The sequence below is a fragment of the Georgenia faecalis genome, assembly GCF_003710105.1.
Taxonomy (GTDB): Bacteria; Actinomycetota; Actinomycetes; order Actinomycetales; family Actinomycetaceae; genus Georgenia_A; species Georgenia_A faecalis.
On sequence record NZ_CP033325.1, the window covers coordinates 2,234,565 to 2,248,911 of the forward strand.

Below are 14,347 nucleotides of genomic sequence, written 5' to 3' on the forward strand. Positions count from 1 at the left end.
CGGGTCAGGTCAGCGAGGCCGGGGCGATGCCCAGCAGTACACGGAAGAAGGACAGCAGGTCGTCGATCCTCGCCATGAGCAGGAGGAACAGCGTCTGCCCGAAGGTGGTCGAGGCGAGCGCCACGGTGATGGCGACGAGCCCGGCGACGGCGAGCATGACGATCTGGAGGGTGGAGATGCGCGGCCGGTACAGGCGCGAGACGCCCTTGGCGTCGATGAGCTTGCTGCCCACGCGCAGCCGGGTGAGGAACGTCGACGCCATCCCCGAGCGACCCTTGTCGAGGAACTCGATGAGGGTCGCGTGGGTGCCGACGGCGACGATGAGCTCGGCGCCCTTGTCGTCGGCGAGGAGCATCGCGACGTCCTCGCTCGTCCCGGTGGCGGGGAAGACGACGTGGTCGACGCCGAGCTGGACGACGCGCGGCAGCCCGGGCGCGCGCCCGTCCCGGTAGGCGTGGACGACGATCTCCGCGCCGCAGGTGAGCGCGCGGTCGGAGACGGAGTCCATGTCGCCGACGATGATGTCGGGGGTCCAGCCGGCCTCGAGGATGGCGTCGGCGCCGCCGTCGACCCCCACCATGATGGGGCGGTACTCGCGCACGTAGGAGCGCAGCATCGCGAGGTCTTCCTTATAGTGGTAGCCCCGCACGACGATGAGCGCCTGGCGCCCGTCGAAGTGGGTGCGCACGTCCGGCACGCCGATGCCGTCGATGAGGAGCTCACGCTCGCGTCGCAGGTAGTCCATCGTGTTGGCGGCGAACGCCTCGAGCTGGACCGACATGCCCTCGCGGGCGCGCTCCATGGTCTCCTCGACCCGCTCGGCGTCCTGGACCACGCCCTCGGCGACGAGGGTGTCGCCCTGGCGGACCTCGCCGTCGACGACGTGCACCTCGCGGCCCTCGACGAGGGTCATCACGGCGGGTCCGAGGTCGTCGATGAGGGGGATGCCGGCGTCGACGACGATGCCCGGGCCGAGGTTCGGGTAGCGCCCGGAGCTCGACGGCGCCGCGTTGAGGACGGCGGCCGGCTGGCACGCCACGAGCGCCTCGGCGGAGACGCGGTCGAGGTCGACGTGGTCGATGACGGCGATGTCGCCGGGCTGGAGGCGCTTGGTGAGGTTCTTGGTGCGCGCGTCGACGCGCACCGGACCCCGCACCCCGGGTTCGGTCTCGACGGTGGCGCGACGGCGCCGGAAGAGCGGGCTCACGCGGGTCATCGTCCCACGGCGGCGCGCTCCATGAGCTCAGCGGCGTGCCGCCGGGCCAGGTCGGAGCCGTCCTGGCCCGAGAGCATGCGCGCGAGCTCACGCTCCCGGTCGCCGCCGGTGACCTCGCTCACGCCGGTGAGCGTGTCGGCGCCCTCGGTGCGCTTGGTGACGACGAGGTGGGTGTCGGCGAACGCGGCGACCTGGGCCAGGTGGGTGACGACGACCACCTGCGCGGTCCGCGCGAGGCGGGCGAGGCGCCGCCCGACCTCGACGGCGGCACGGCCACCGACGCCCGCGTCGACCTCGTCGAAGACGAAGGTCCGCGTGCCGTCGGCGTCGGGCGTGCCGGCGAGGGCGACCTCGATGGCGAGCATGACCCGGGAGAGCTCACCCCCGGAGGCCCCGGCGCCGAGCGGCCGGGGCGGGGCGCCCGGGTGGGGGGCGAGGGCGAGCTCGACGTCCTCCGCGCCCCACGGCCCCGGCTCGGGCAGCGGCGCGAGACGCACGTGCAGGGTGGCCCCGCCCATGGCAAGGCCGGCGAGCTCGGCGTCGACGGCGGCGGCCAGGCGCTCGGCCGCCTCGGCGCGGCGGCGGGTGATCGCGGCGGCCCCGGTGGCGACCTCGGCGCGCGCGCGCTCGAGGCGCTCGGTGAGGGCCGAGCCGGTGTCGGTCGGCCCGGCGAGGGCGGTGAGACGTGCCGCCGCCTCGGTGCCCCAGGCGACGAGGGCGTCGCCGTCCTCGACGCCTAGCCGGCGGGCGGTGTCGGTGATCGCGGCCCGTCGCGCGTGGACGGCGTCCAGGCGCGCGGGGTCGGCCTCGAGCGAGGCGAGGTAGCTGCCCAGCTCGGCTCCCACGTCGGCGAGGACGTACGCGGCCTCGGCGACGCGCTCGGCGAGGGCTGCGACGTCGCGGTCGTGGGCACCGGCGTGCTCGAGCGAGCGGCGCGCCTCCTCGACGAGGGTGGTGGCGTCCGGTGCCCCGAGGTCGGCGGAGCCGGTGAGCGCCTCGTGGGCGCGGCCGGTCGCGAGCCGCAGCTCCTCGACGTTGCCCAGCCGCTCCGCCTCCGCCTTCAGCTCGGTCTCCTCGCCGGCGCGCACGTCGAGCGCCTCGAGGAGCTCCAGCCCGGCCCGGAGGCGCTGGACCTCCGCGGCCCGCTCGGCGCCCGCGGCCTCCCAGCGGGCCAGCTCCTCCGCGGCGCGTCCCGCCTCGGCCCACGCGGCGCGGTACGCGGCGAGCGTGCGGGCGTGCTCGGGCCCGGCGAAGGCGTCGAGCGCCGCGCGCTGGTGGCTGGGCGAGCGCAGCCGGAGCTGGTCGGACTGGCCGTGCACCGTGACCAGCTGCTCACCGATCTCGGCGAGGACCGCCTGCGGGACGGTCCGCCCGCCCAGGTGGGCGCGGGAGCGGCCCTGCGCCGGCACGGTACGACTGACGAGGAGGGCGCCGTCCTCGACGAGGGCGCCGGCCTCTTCGGCGCGGGCGACCAGCGGGGAGTCCGGCGGGACCACGAGGGTGCCCTCGACGACCGCCTGGTCCGCCCCGCCGCGGACGACGGTGGCGTCCGCGCGGCCCCCGAGGAGCAGGCCGAGGCCGGTGAGGACCATGGTCTTGCCGGCGCCGGTCTCGCCGGTGATGACGGTGAGCGCGGGGCCCAGCTCGAGGTGCGCGGCGGCGATGACCCCGAGGTTCTCGATGCGGATGTCCTCGATCACGAGGCGCCCCGCTCCCCGCGCCACCCGGTGACCGGGAGGTCGAACTTCGCCACGAGGCGCCCGGAGAACGGGGTGGGCTCGAGGCGGGCGAGCTTGACCGGCTGGGCGCCGCGCCGGACCTCGATGTGGGACCCGGCGGGCGCGGGCAGCCGACGCCGGCCGTCGCACCACACGACGGCGGCGCGCTCGCTGCGCGGGAGCACCTCCACCGCGAGGACCGAGGAGGGGCCGACGACCATGGGGCGGGCGAACAGGGCGTGGGCGGCGACGGGCACGACGAGGAGCGCCTCGACGTCGGGCCACACGATCGGTCCCCCGCCGGAGAACGCGTACGCCGTCGAGCCGGTCGGGGTCGCCAGGACCACGGAGTCGCAGCCGAAGGTGGACACGCCCCGCCCGTCGACGCCGAGGGCGACCTCGACCATCCGCGCGCGCCCGGACTTCTCCACGCTCGCCTCGTTGATCGCCCAGCCGTGGACGACCTCACCGCCGGGGTGGGTGACGGCGACGTCGATGGTCATCCGCTCCTCGACGGTGTAGTCGCGCTCGGCCACCCGGCGCACCACCTCGCGGATGCCGTCGGGCTCCGCCTCGGCGAGGAAGCCCACGTGGCCGAGGTTGACGCCGACGAGCGGCACGTCGCTGCCCCGGGCCAGCTCCGCCGCGCGCAGGATTGTCCCGTCGCCGCCGAGGACGATGACGAGCTCGAGGCCGTCGGTGTCCCCGGTGTCGCGGACGGGCGTCATCCCCCGCTCCCGCAGCTCGCGCTCGACCTGGGCGGCGGCCTCGACGGCGGCCGGACGCCCCTCGTGCATGACGACGAGGACGCGGCGGGTCATTGCGGCGTCCCCGCGGGTCCGGTGCGGATCGCCTCGGCGATGGCGGCGTCGAGGGCGTCGCCGACGAGCGCGTGCGGGTGGTCCCGGCGCAGGCCGATGAAGTACTCGACGTTGCCGCTGGGCCCGGGCAGGGGGCTCGGCACCACCGCGTGGGTGGCCAGCCCCAGTCCCGCGGCGGCGTCCGCCACGGTGCGCACGGCCTCGGCGTGGAGCGCCACGTCCCGGACGACGCCGCCGCGGCCCAGCCGTTCCCGGCCGACCTCGAACTGCGGCTTGACCATGAGGAGGAAGTCCGCGTCCGGCGCGGCCACCCGGGCGAGCGCGGGGAGGACGAGGGTGAGGGAGATGAAGGAGAGGTCCGCGACGACGAGCTCCGGAGCCGGCGCCACCGCCTCGGGCTCGAGGGTGCGCACGTTGGTCCGGTCGAGCACGGTCACGCGCGGGTCCTGCTGGAGCGCCCACACGAGCTGGCCGTAGCCGACGTCGACGGCGACGACGTGCGCCGCGCCCCGGCGCAGGAGGACGTCGGTGAACCCCCCGGTCGACGCACCGGCGTCCAGCGCGCGGCGGCCGGCGACGACGGGGGCCCGGTCGCCGAGGGAGTCGAGCGCCCCGGCGAGCTTGTGGGCGCCGCGGGACGCGTACTCCTCGCCGGCCGGGGCCACCACCCGCACCGCCTGGGCCGGGTCGACCTGGCGTGCGGGCTTGGTGACGACCGCGCCGTCGAGCGTGACGTGGCCGGCGGCGAGGAGCTCACCGGCCTGCTGGCGGGAACGGGCGAGCCCCCGGCGCACGAGCTCGGCGTCGATCCGGACGAGTCGGGCCACCTCAGCGCTCGGTGTCCGCGAGGCGGGCGGCGAGGGCGTCGTGGACGCGCTCGAAGACCTCGACGTGCTCGGCGAGGTCGCGCTCGGGCAGCGTGTCGAGCAGGCTGCGCGGGTCGGTGTCCGGCTGCGTCATGGCGCCCTCCTCGTCGTCTCGTGGGTGCGCGGGTCCGCGGTCGCTCGTCAGGCTACCGCCGGTCGTCGGGAGCCACGTGGAGGACGGGCACGGCGTCGGGGACGACCCCGGTGCCGGCGTCGGCCGCTGCCCAGGCCGCCGCGGCGAGGCTGCGCCACTCGTTCATGGTGATCTCGGCGGGTCCGCGCGCGGCGTCGAGGACGACGGGGCGCGTCGTGCCGGCCAGCTCGAGGGAGCCGTCCCGCACCCGGGCCGCCGCCTGTCCGCAACGCCACCACTCGTCCTCGAGGACCGGGGCCGGGTGCGGCTCGAGGAGCCCCCGCAGGTCCCGGGCGAGGAAGGCGGGGCGTTCGCCCGCGACAGCGAGCACCACGGCGCGGGCGTCGCTGACGCCGGTGAGGACGTGCAGACCTGGCATCCCCGCGGCGCGAGCCCCGGCAAGGTCGGTGTCGAGGCGGTCCCCCACGGCGAGCGGACGCGTCGCACCGGTCCGGAGGACGGCCTGGTGGAAGATCTCCGGCTGCGGCTTGCCCGCGGACGCGGGGACGACCCCCGTGGCGGTCCGCACGACGCCGACCAGCGACCCGTTGCCCGGCGCCATGCCCCGCTCGGTCGGCAGGGTGGTGTCGAGGTTGGTCGCGACGAACCGGGCGCCGGCGCGCACGGCGTAGACCGCCTCCGCGAGGTCGCGCCAGCCCAGCCCGGGGTCGAACCCCTGGACGACGGCGACCGGCGCGTCGTCGGCGGAGGCCACGACCCGCAGCCCGGCGTCAGTGACGGCGGTCCGCAGGGCCGGGGCCCCGACGACGAGGACGGGTGCCCCGGCGGGGAGCTCCTGCGCGAGCATCGCCGCCGCCGCCTGCGCCGACGTCATGATGTCGTCGACGCCGCCCGGCACCCCGATGGACTGCAGGTGCGCCGCCACGGTCGACGGCTCGCGGGAGGCGTTGTTGGTGACGAACACCGCCCGCATGCCGAGCGCCCGGGCCGCCTCGAGGGAGGCGCCGGCGTGGGCGACCGGCCGCGGGCCCGTGTAGACGACACCGTCGAGGTCGACAAGGGCGACGTCATACGCCTGGGCGAGGGGCTCGGAGGAGCCGAGGAGCGTCTCGGTCATACGGTCGGCTCCTCGCCCTCGTCGTCGGCCTGGTCGGCCTGAACCTCGTCGGTCTCGTCGACCGGCTCAGCCTCGTCGATCTCGTCGGCCTCGTCGGCCTCGTCGACCCGCACGGCCTCGCCGACCGGCTCAGCCTCGTCGATCTCGTCGATCTCGCCGACCGGCTCAGCCTCGTCGGCCTCGTCGGTCTCGTCGACTCGCTCGGTCTCTTCGGTCTCGGCGACCGGCTCAGCCTCATCAGCCTCGTCGACCGGCTCAGCCTCATCCGGCTCAGCCTCGTCGATCTCGTCGGTCTCGTCGGTCTCGTCGACTCGCTCGGTCTCGTCGACCGGCGCGTCCTGTGCCGCCGAGAGGTCCTCGATCTCGCCGTCCTCCGCCTCGGAGAGCAGGTCGGTGACGAAGACGTCCTCGTGCACGTCTACGCCTCCGACGCTCTCCCGCAGCGCGGCAGCCTCGTCGGAGCGCCCGAGGGCGACGAGAACGTCCGCGCGGACCAGGGCAAGCCTGGTGAGGAGCTCGCGGTCGGTCGTCCCGTCCTCGGCGCGCTCGAGGACGCTCAGAGCGGCCTCGTGCTCGCCGAGGTCGGTGCGGGCACCGCTCGCCACGATGGCGAGCTCGACGCGGTCCTGCTGCGTCTCGGGAGCCGGCGCCTCGGCGAGGACCGAGAGCGCGCGCTCGGGCCGACCGAGGCCCCGCTCGCAGTCGGCCTCCATGGCGCGGTAGGCATCCACGCCGCTGAGCCGCCGCACAGTGCGCAACTCACGCAGCGCCTCCGCGTACCGCTCCGTGGCGTAGGCGGTCAGGGCGACCGCCTCACGGACGATGTCGATCCGGGCAGCGCGACGCAGCGCGGACTGCGCGTGGGCGTACGCCAGCTCGGGGTCGACGTCGATGAGACGGCCGGCCATCACGAGGTGCTGCGCCACGCCGTCTGCGTTGTCCTTGGACAGGCTGCGCAGGTGCTTACGTGCCGCGCGGTCGAGCATCGACGGGACGACGTCCGCATCGATCTCCGGGTCGCGGGGACGCTCGGCCCGCTCGGTCTGCGAGGGTCGACCTGTGCCGCCCCCGCGGTGCGGCGGGAAGCCCTCGCGACGCTCCCCACCACGGGAGTCCGTGCCACGAGGGTCGTTCCCGCGGTAACCACCGGAAGGACGCTCAGAACCACGGGAGTCCGTGCCACGGGAGTCGTTCCCGCGGTAGCCGCCCGTCGGACGCTCGGAAGCGCGCGAGTCGTTCGCGCGGTAGCCGCTCGTCGGGCGGTCGGAGCTCCCGCTGGGGCGGTAGCCCTCGCGACGCTCCCCACCACGCGAGTCCGCGCCGCGCGAGTCGTTCCCGCGGTAGCCGCCCGTCGGACGGTCAGAACCACGCGTGTCATTGCCCCGGTAACCGCCGGTCGGGCGCTCGGAGCTCCCGCTGGGGCGGTAGCCCTCGCGACGCTCCCCACCACGCGAGTCCGCGCCGCGCGAGTCGTTCCCGCGGTAGCCGCCCGTCGGACGGTCAGAACCACGCGTGTCATTGCCCCGGTAACCGCCGGTCGGGCGCTCGGAGCTCCCGCTGGGGCGGTAGCCCTCGCGACGCTCCCCACCACGCGAGTCCGCGCCACGGGAATCGTTCCCCCGGTAGCCGCCCGTGGGACGGTCAGAACCGCGCGTGTCGTTCCCGCGGTAGCCGCCGGTCGGGCGCTCGGAGTTCCCGCTGGGGCGGTAGCCCTCGCGACGCTCCCCACCACGGGAGTCCGAGCCACGGGAATCGTTCCCCCGGTAGCCGCCGGTCGGACGCTCAGAACCACGCGAGTCCTTCCCGCGGTAACCGCCCGAGGGACGGTCAGAACCACGGGAGTCATTCCCCCGGTAACCACCGGTCGGACGCTCGGACCCGCGCGTGTCGTTCCCGCGGTAACCGCTCGTCGGACGCTCGGAGCTCCCGCTCGGGCGGTATCCCTCGCGACGCTCCCCACCACGCGAGTCAGTGCCACGAGTGTCATTGCCGCGGTAGCCGCTCGTGGGGCGCTCGGAACCACGCGAGTCGTTCCCCCGGTAACCGCCCGCGGGACGCTCAGAACCACGCGAGTCATTCCCCCGGTAACCGGCCGTGGGACGCTCAGAACCACGCGAGTCATTCCCCCGGTAACCGGCCGTGGGACGCTCAGAACCACGCGAGTCATTCCCCCGGTAACCGCCCGTCGGGCGGTCGGAGCTCCCGCTCGGGCGGTAGCCCTCGCGGCGCTCCCCACCACGCGAGTCCGCGCCACGGGAGTCATTCCCCCGGTAGCCGCCGGTCGGACGCTCAGAACCACGGGAGTCGTTCCCCCGGTAGCCGCCCGTGGGACGGTCAGAACCGCGCGTGTCGTTCCCGCGGTAGCCGCTGGTCGGGCGGTCGGAGTTCCCGCTCGGGCGGTAGCCCTCGCGGCGCTCCCCACCACGCGAGTCCGCGCCACGGGAGTCATTCCCCCGGTAGCCGCCGGTCGGACGCTCAGAACCACGCGAGTCATTCCCCCGGTAACCGCCCGTGGGACGCTCAGAACCACGCGAGTCATTGCCCCGGTAACCACCGGTCGGACGCTCGGAGCTCCCGCTCGGGCGGTAGCCCTCGCGACGCTCCCCACCACGCGAGTCAGTGCCACGAGTGTCATTCCCGCGGTAACCGCTCGTGGGACGCTCGGAACCGCGGGAGTCGTTCCCGCGGTAACCACCGCTCGGGCGGTCAGAACCCTCGCTCGGACGGTAGCCCTCCCGACGCTCGCCTCCGCCGCGGTAAGGCTCGCGCCGCTCACCTCCGCGCGAGTCCTCGCTGCGGTTCGGGCGGTAACTCTCACGGCGGGCGTCGGAGCCGCTGTCAGGCCGCTTCCACGAACCCCCTTCGCGCCGGGCGGAGTCGCTACGGCCGGCGCTGTCACGTGTGCGGTCGCCGGTGCCGCGCGGCTGGCGGTCGTCCCGGGCGCTGCGCGGAGGAACGCGTCCTTCGTCGCGCGCGCTGTGGTTGCGGCTGGATCCCTTGCCCGCAGGCCGGTCCTCGGTGCTGTCGGCCATGTCATCCTCGCTGTTCGCCGGAAAATCCGGGTTGTGAAACAAGTATGGGCCGCAACCTGGTGGTTGCGGCCCATACCCTCAATGGGTGTTCGGCGGTGTCCTACTCTCCCACGCGGTCTCCCACGCAGTACCATCGGCGCTGAAGGGCTTAGCTTCCGGGTTCGGAATGGGACCGGGCGTTTCCCCTTCGCTATGACCGCCGTAACTCTATGGAGATATGCCGCCCCATCCACCGCGCCCCGTGGGGGCGTGGATGGGTGGTGCGTATCTCGGGAACCGTACAGTGGACGCATGCGCATTGATCTTGTTGTTTGTGTCAAGTTGTCGGCCAATTAGTACCGGTCAGCTCCACGGGTCTTTAGTCCCCGCTTCCACGTCCGGCCTATCAACCCAGTGTTCTGCTGGGGGCCTTCCCGCCCGTAGGCGGTGGAAACCTCATCTTGAAGCAGGCTTCCCGCTTAGATGCTTTCAGCGGTTATCCCTTCCGAACGTAGCCAACCAGCCGTGCTCCTGGCGGAACAACTGGCACACCAGAGGTTCGTCCGTCCCGGTCCTCTCGTACTAGGGACAGGTCTTCTCAAGTTTCCTGCGCGCGCAGCGGATAGGGACCGAACTGTCTCACGACGTTCTAAACCCAGCTCGCGTACCGCTTTAATGGGCGAACAGCCCAACCCTTGGGACCTACTCCAGCCCCAGGATGCGACGAGCCGACATCGAGGTGCCAAACCATGCCGTCGATATGGACTCTTGGGCAAGATCAGCCTGTTATCCCCGGGGTACCTTTTATCCGTTGAGCGACGGCGCTTCCACAAGCCACCGCCGGATCACTAGTTCCGACTTTCGTCCCTGCTCGACCTGTCAGTCTCACAGTCAAGCTCCCTTGTGCACTTGCACTCGCCACCTGATTGCCAACCAGGCTGAGGGAACCTTTGAGCGCCTCCGTTACATTTTAGGAGGCAACCGCCCCAGTTAAACTACCCACCAGGCACTGTCCCTGATCCGGATTACGGACCGAGGTTAGATGTCCAGAACGACCAGAGTGGTATTTCAACGTTGACTCCACCATCACTGGCGTGACGGCTTCACAGTCTCCCACCTATCCTACACAAGCCGTACCGAACACCAATACCAAGCTATAGTAAAGGTCCCGGGGTCTTTCCGTCCTGCTGCGCGTAACGAGCATCTTTACTCGTAATGCAATTTCGCCGAGTTCGCGGTTGAGACAGCGGAGAAGTCGTTACGCCATTCGTGCAGGTCGGAACTTACCCGACAAGGAATTTCGCTACCTTAGGATGGTTATAGTTACCACCGCCGTTTACTGGGGCTTAAATTCTGAGCTTCGCCCCGAAGGGCTGACCCGTCCTCTTAACCTTCCAGCACCGGGCAGGCGTCAGTCCGTATACATCGTCTTGCGACTTCGCACGGACCTGTGTTTTTAGTAAACAGTCGCTTCTCCCTGGTCTCTGCGGCCCTCAAAGGCTAGCCAGCAAGTGGCTTCACCCCTCAGGCCCCCCTTCTCCCGAAGTTACGGGGGCATTTTGCCGAGTTCCTTAACCACGATTCTCTCGATCGCCTTGGTATACTCTACCTGACCACCTGAGTCGGTTTAGGGTACGGGCGGCTAACACCTCGCGTCGAGGCTTTTCTTGGCAGCATAGGATCACCCTGCTTCCCGCATACGCGGTCACTATCGAGCCTGAGGCTGTATGAGGTGCGGATTTGCCTGCACCTCGCCCTGCGCCCTTAGACGTGCATTGCCATTAAGCACGCGGTGGCTACCTGTCTGCGTCACCCCTGTTAATACGCTTACCTACTACCGGTTCGGGTCCCGCGCGCAGCCGGCGCCACTCCCGAAGGAGGAGACGTCGGCCTTGGGCGGTTAGCATCACCGGGCTCGGTATGGGCGGTGTTTCGCCGGTACGGGAATATCAACCCGTTGTCCATCGACTACGCCTGTCGGCCTCGCCTTAGGTCCCGACTTACCCAGGGCGGATTAGCCTGGCCCTGGAACCCTTGGTCATTCGGCGGACGGGTTTCTCACCCGTCATTCGCTACTCATGCCTGCATTCTCACTCGTGTGGGATCCACCACTGGGTCACCCCGCAGCTTCACCTCCCACACGACGCTCCCCTACCCATCCGCGCCCCTGAACACCCATCAAGTGGGAGCTAGGGTATTGCGCGAATGCCACAGCTTCGGCGGTATGCTTGAGCCCCGCTACATTGTCGGCGCAGAATCACTTGACCAGTGAGCTATTACGCACTCTTTCAAGGGTGGCTGCTTCTAAGCCAACCTCCTGGTTGTCTGTGCAACTCCACATCCTTTCCCACTTAGCATACGCTTAGGGGCCTTAGCTGGTGGTCTGGGCTGTTTCCCTCTCGACTACGAAGCTTATCCCCCGCAGTCTCACTGCCACGCTCTCACTTACCGGCATTCGGAGTTTGGCTGACGTCAGTAACCTTGTAGGGCCCATCGGCCATCCAGTAGCTCTACCTCCGGCAAGAAACACGTGACGCTGCACCTAAATGCATTTCGGGGAGAACCAGCTATCACGAAGTTTGATTGGCCTTTCACCCCTACCCACAGGTCATCCCCTCAGTTTTCAACCTAAGTGGGTTCGGTCCTCCACGCGGTCTTACCCGCGCTTCAACCTGCCCATGGGTAGATCACTTCGCTTCGGGTCTAGAGCACGCGACTGTATCGCCCTATTCGGACTCGCTTTCGCTACGGCTTCCCCACACGGGTTAACCTCGCCACGTACCACTAACTCGCAGGCTCATTCTTCAAAAGGCACGCCGTCACCCCAGCTAGGGAGGCTCCGACGGGTTGTAAGCACTCGGTTTCAGGTACTATTTCACTCCCCTCCCGGGGTACTTTTCACCTTTCCCTCACGGTACTTGTCCGCTATCGGTCACTAGGTAGTATTTAGGCTTAGCAAGTGGTCTTGCCAGATTCACACGGGATTTCACGGGCCCCGTGCTACTCGGGATCCCCACACAGGAGGTGCTGCCATTTCGTCTACGGGGGTCTCACCCTCTGTGCCCGGCCTTCCCAGACCGCTCGACTATGACAGCACTTTCTCACTCCCTACCCGGTCGGCAGACCGGATTGGTGGGTCCCACAACCCCGATGATGCAACGACTGCCGTCTATCACACACCACCGGTTTAGCCTGATCCGCTTTCGCTCGCCACTACTCACGGAATATCTCTTCCTGTGGGTACTGAGATGTTTCACTTCCCCACGTTCCCTCCGCACGCCCTATATATTCAGGCGCGGGTGACTGGGCATGACCCCAGCCGGGTTTCCCCATTCGGACACCCTCGGATCACGGTTCGTTTGCCAACTCCCCGAGGCTTATCGCAGGCTACAACGTCCTTCTTCGGCTCCTAGTGCCAAGGCATCCACCGAATGCTCTTAAAAACTTGACCACATAAAGATCAAAGATGCTCGCGTCCACTGTACAGTTCTCAAGCTACGCACCGACCAACCCCGGACACCACACCCAAGGGGTGCAGCACCGGCGAAAGCGGCCACCAGGTGAAACAGCTCGAACGACCCACCACAACGGGCGGGCGCCGGCCTGTTCCCCCAGGACCCAACAGCGCACCAAGTCTGTGACGTTCCACCCATGAGCAACCACCGCACGGACATGCGCCGTACGCGTGGCCACCTGGACACCACCAGCCGAAGCTGGTAGGCGCCGGTGAAGCTCCTTAGAAAGGAGGTGATCCAGCCGCACCTTCCGGTACGGCTACCTTGTTACGACTTCGTCCCAATCGCCAGTCCCACCTTCGACGGCTCCCCCCACAAGGGTTGGGCCACCGGCTTCGGGTGTTACCGACTTTCGTGACGTGACGGGCGGTGTGTACAAGGCCCGAGAACGTATTCACCGCAGCGTTGCTGATCTGCGATTACTAGCGACTCCGACTTCATGGGGTCGAGTTGCAGACCCCAATCCGAACTGAGACCGGCTTTTTGGGATTCGCTCCACCTCGCGGTATCGCAGCCCTTTGTACCGGCCATTGTAGCATGCGTGAAGCCCAAGACATAAGGGGCATGATGATTTGACGTCATCCCCACCTTCCTCCGAGTTGACCCCGGCAGTCTCCCATGAGTCCCCACCATTACGTGCTGGCAACACAGGACGAGGGTTGCGCTCGTTGCGGGACTTAACCCAACATCTCACGACACGAGCTGACGACAACCATGCACCACCTGTACACCGACCTTGCGGGGAGCACATCTCTGCACTTTTCCGGTGTATGTCAAGCCTTGGTAAGGTTCTTCGCGTTGCATCGAATTAATCCGCATGCTCCGCCGCTTGTGCGGGCCCCCGTCAATTCCTTTGAGTTTTAGCCTTGCGGCCGTACTCCCCAGGCGGGGCACTTAATGCGTTAGCTGCGGCACGGAATCCGTGGAATGGACCCCACACCTAGTGCCCAACGTTTACGGCATGGACTACCAGGGTATCTAATCCTGTTCGCTCCCCATGCTTTCGCTCCTCAGCGTCAGTAACAGCCCAGAGACCCGCCTTCGCCACCGGTGTTCCTCCTGATATCTGCGCATTCCACCGCTACACCAGGAATTCCAGTCTCCCCTACTGCACTCTAGTCTGCCCGTACCCACTGCAAGCGCGAGGTTAAGCCTCACGTTTTCACAGCAGACGCGACAAACCGCCTACGAGCTCTTTACGCCCAATAATTCCGGACAACGCTTGCGCCCTACGTATTACCGCGGCTGCTGGCACGTAGTTAGCCGGCGCTTCTTCTGCAGGTACCGTCACCCGAAGGCTTCTTCCCTACTGAAAGAGGTTTACAACCCGAAGGCCGTCATCCCTCACGCGGCGTCGCTGCATCAGGCTTTCGCCCATTGTGCAATATTCCCCACTGCTGCCTCCCGTAGGAGTCTGGGCCGTGTCTCAGTCCCAGTGTGGCCGGTCACCCTCTCAGGCCGGCTACCCGTCGTCGCCTTGGTAGGCCTTCACCCCACCAACTAGCTGATAGGCCGCGAGCCCATCCCCAACCGATAAATCTTTCCAGGCACCCCCATGCGAAGGCACCTCATATCCGGTATTAGCCACGATTTCTCGTAGTTATCCCGAAGTCAGGGGCAGGTTACTCACGTGTTACTCACCCGTTCGCCACTGATCACCCGGAGCAAGCTCCAGGATCACCGTTCGACTTGCATGTGTTAAGCACGCCGCCAGCGTTCGTCCTGAGCCAGGATCAAACTCTCCGTAAAAAACCAACGCCAACCAGCCACCCCCGAAGGAGCACACCAGCCGACAATCCATACGAAGAAAACCCACGCCGACCCAAAGCCGACACAGGCCAATCCATGGCTAAACACCCACCACCAGGAACGGGGGTCCCCGGCATCCGGTGAGCGTTGAACCACAACAACCCCACACCAACCCCAGCCACACCCAGACGGGCACAACCACAGCCAGTATGAGACCAATTATGGCATCACAAACTTGGC

7 protein-coding genes and 3 rRNA genes are annotated in these 14,347 nt (G+C 68.7%); all 10 read right to left on the bottom strand.

The features are described from left to right. Positions 1-4 precede the first annotated feature (4 nt). Positions 5-1,216, bottom strand: coding sequence for a putative cytokinetic ring protein SteA (steA, locus tag EBO36_RS09730; protein ID WP_122824431.1), 1,212 nt, complete (start codon positions 1,214-1,216; stop codon positions 5-7). Then, positions 1,213-2,916, bottom strand: coding sequence for a DNA repair protein RecN (gene recN, locus EBO36_RS09735; RefSeq protein ID WP_122825589.1), 1,704 nt, complete (start codon positions 2,914-2,916; stop codon positions 1,213-1,215). The genes steA and recN overlap by 4 nt, the downstream gene beginning before the upstream one ends. After that, the gene (locus EBO36_RS09740; protein WP_122824432.1) at positions 2,913-3,755 is read right to left on the bottom strand and encodes an NAD kinase; all 843 of its coding nucleotides are present in this window, start codon (positions 3,753-3,755) and stop codon (positions 2,913-2,915) included. The genes recN and EBO36_RS09740 overlap by 4 nt, the downstream gene beginning before the upstream one ends. After that, the gene (locus tag EBO36_RS09745; RefSeq protein ID WP_122824433.1) at positions 3,752-4,582 is read right to left on the bottom strand and encodes a TlyA family RNA methyltransferase; all 831 of its coding nucleotides are present in this window, start codon (positions 4,580-4,582) and stop codon (positions 3,752-3,754) included. Before EBO36_RS09745 ends, EBO36_RS09740 begins: the two co-directional genes overlap by 4 nt. Before the next feature lies 1 nt (position 4,583). Continuing rightward, complete coding sequence (locus EBO36_RS15905) at positions 4,584-4,715, bottom strand: hypothetical protein (protein ID WP_277602196.1); 132 nt, start codon at positions 4,713-4,715, stop codon at positions 4,584-4,586. 52 nt (positions 4,716-4,767) lie between these two features. Further along, positions 4,768-5,832 (bottom strand): HAD-IIA family hydrolase, encoded by a 1,065-nt coding sequence (locus EBO36_RS09750; protein ID WP_122824434.1) that lies wholly within the window; start codon positions 5,830-5,832, stop codon positions 4,768-4,770. Next, a complete protein-coding gene (locus EBO36_RS09755) occupies positions 5,829-6,818 on the bottom strand; it encodes a tetratricopeptide repeat protein (protein WP_122824435.1) in 990 nt (329 codons plus the stop codon). The genes EBO36_RS09750 and EBO36_RS09755 overlap by 4 nt, the downstream gene beginning before the upstream one ends. Positions 6,819-8,951: 2,133 nt before the next feature. Further along, positions 8,952-9,068: ribosomal RNA gene (gene rrf, locus EBO36_RS09760) — 5S ribosomal RNA — on the bottom strand. A 108-nt stretch (positions 9,069-9,176) separates the two neighbouring features. Continuing rightward, positions 9,177-12,294, bottom strand: a 23S ribosomal RNA gene (locus EBO36_RS09765). Between the two features lie 289 nt (positions 12,295-12,583). Further along, positions 12,584-14,107: ribosomal RNA gene (locus EBO36_RS09770) — 16S ribosomal RNA — on the bottom strand. Together the 16S, 23S and 5S rRNA genes form the textbook arrangement of a ribosomal RNA operon. Positions 14,108-14,347: the final 240 nt, after the last annotated feature.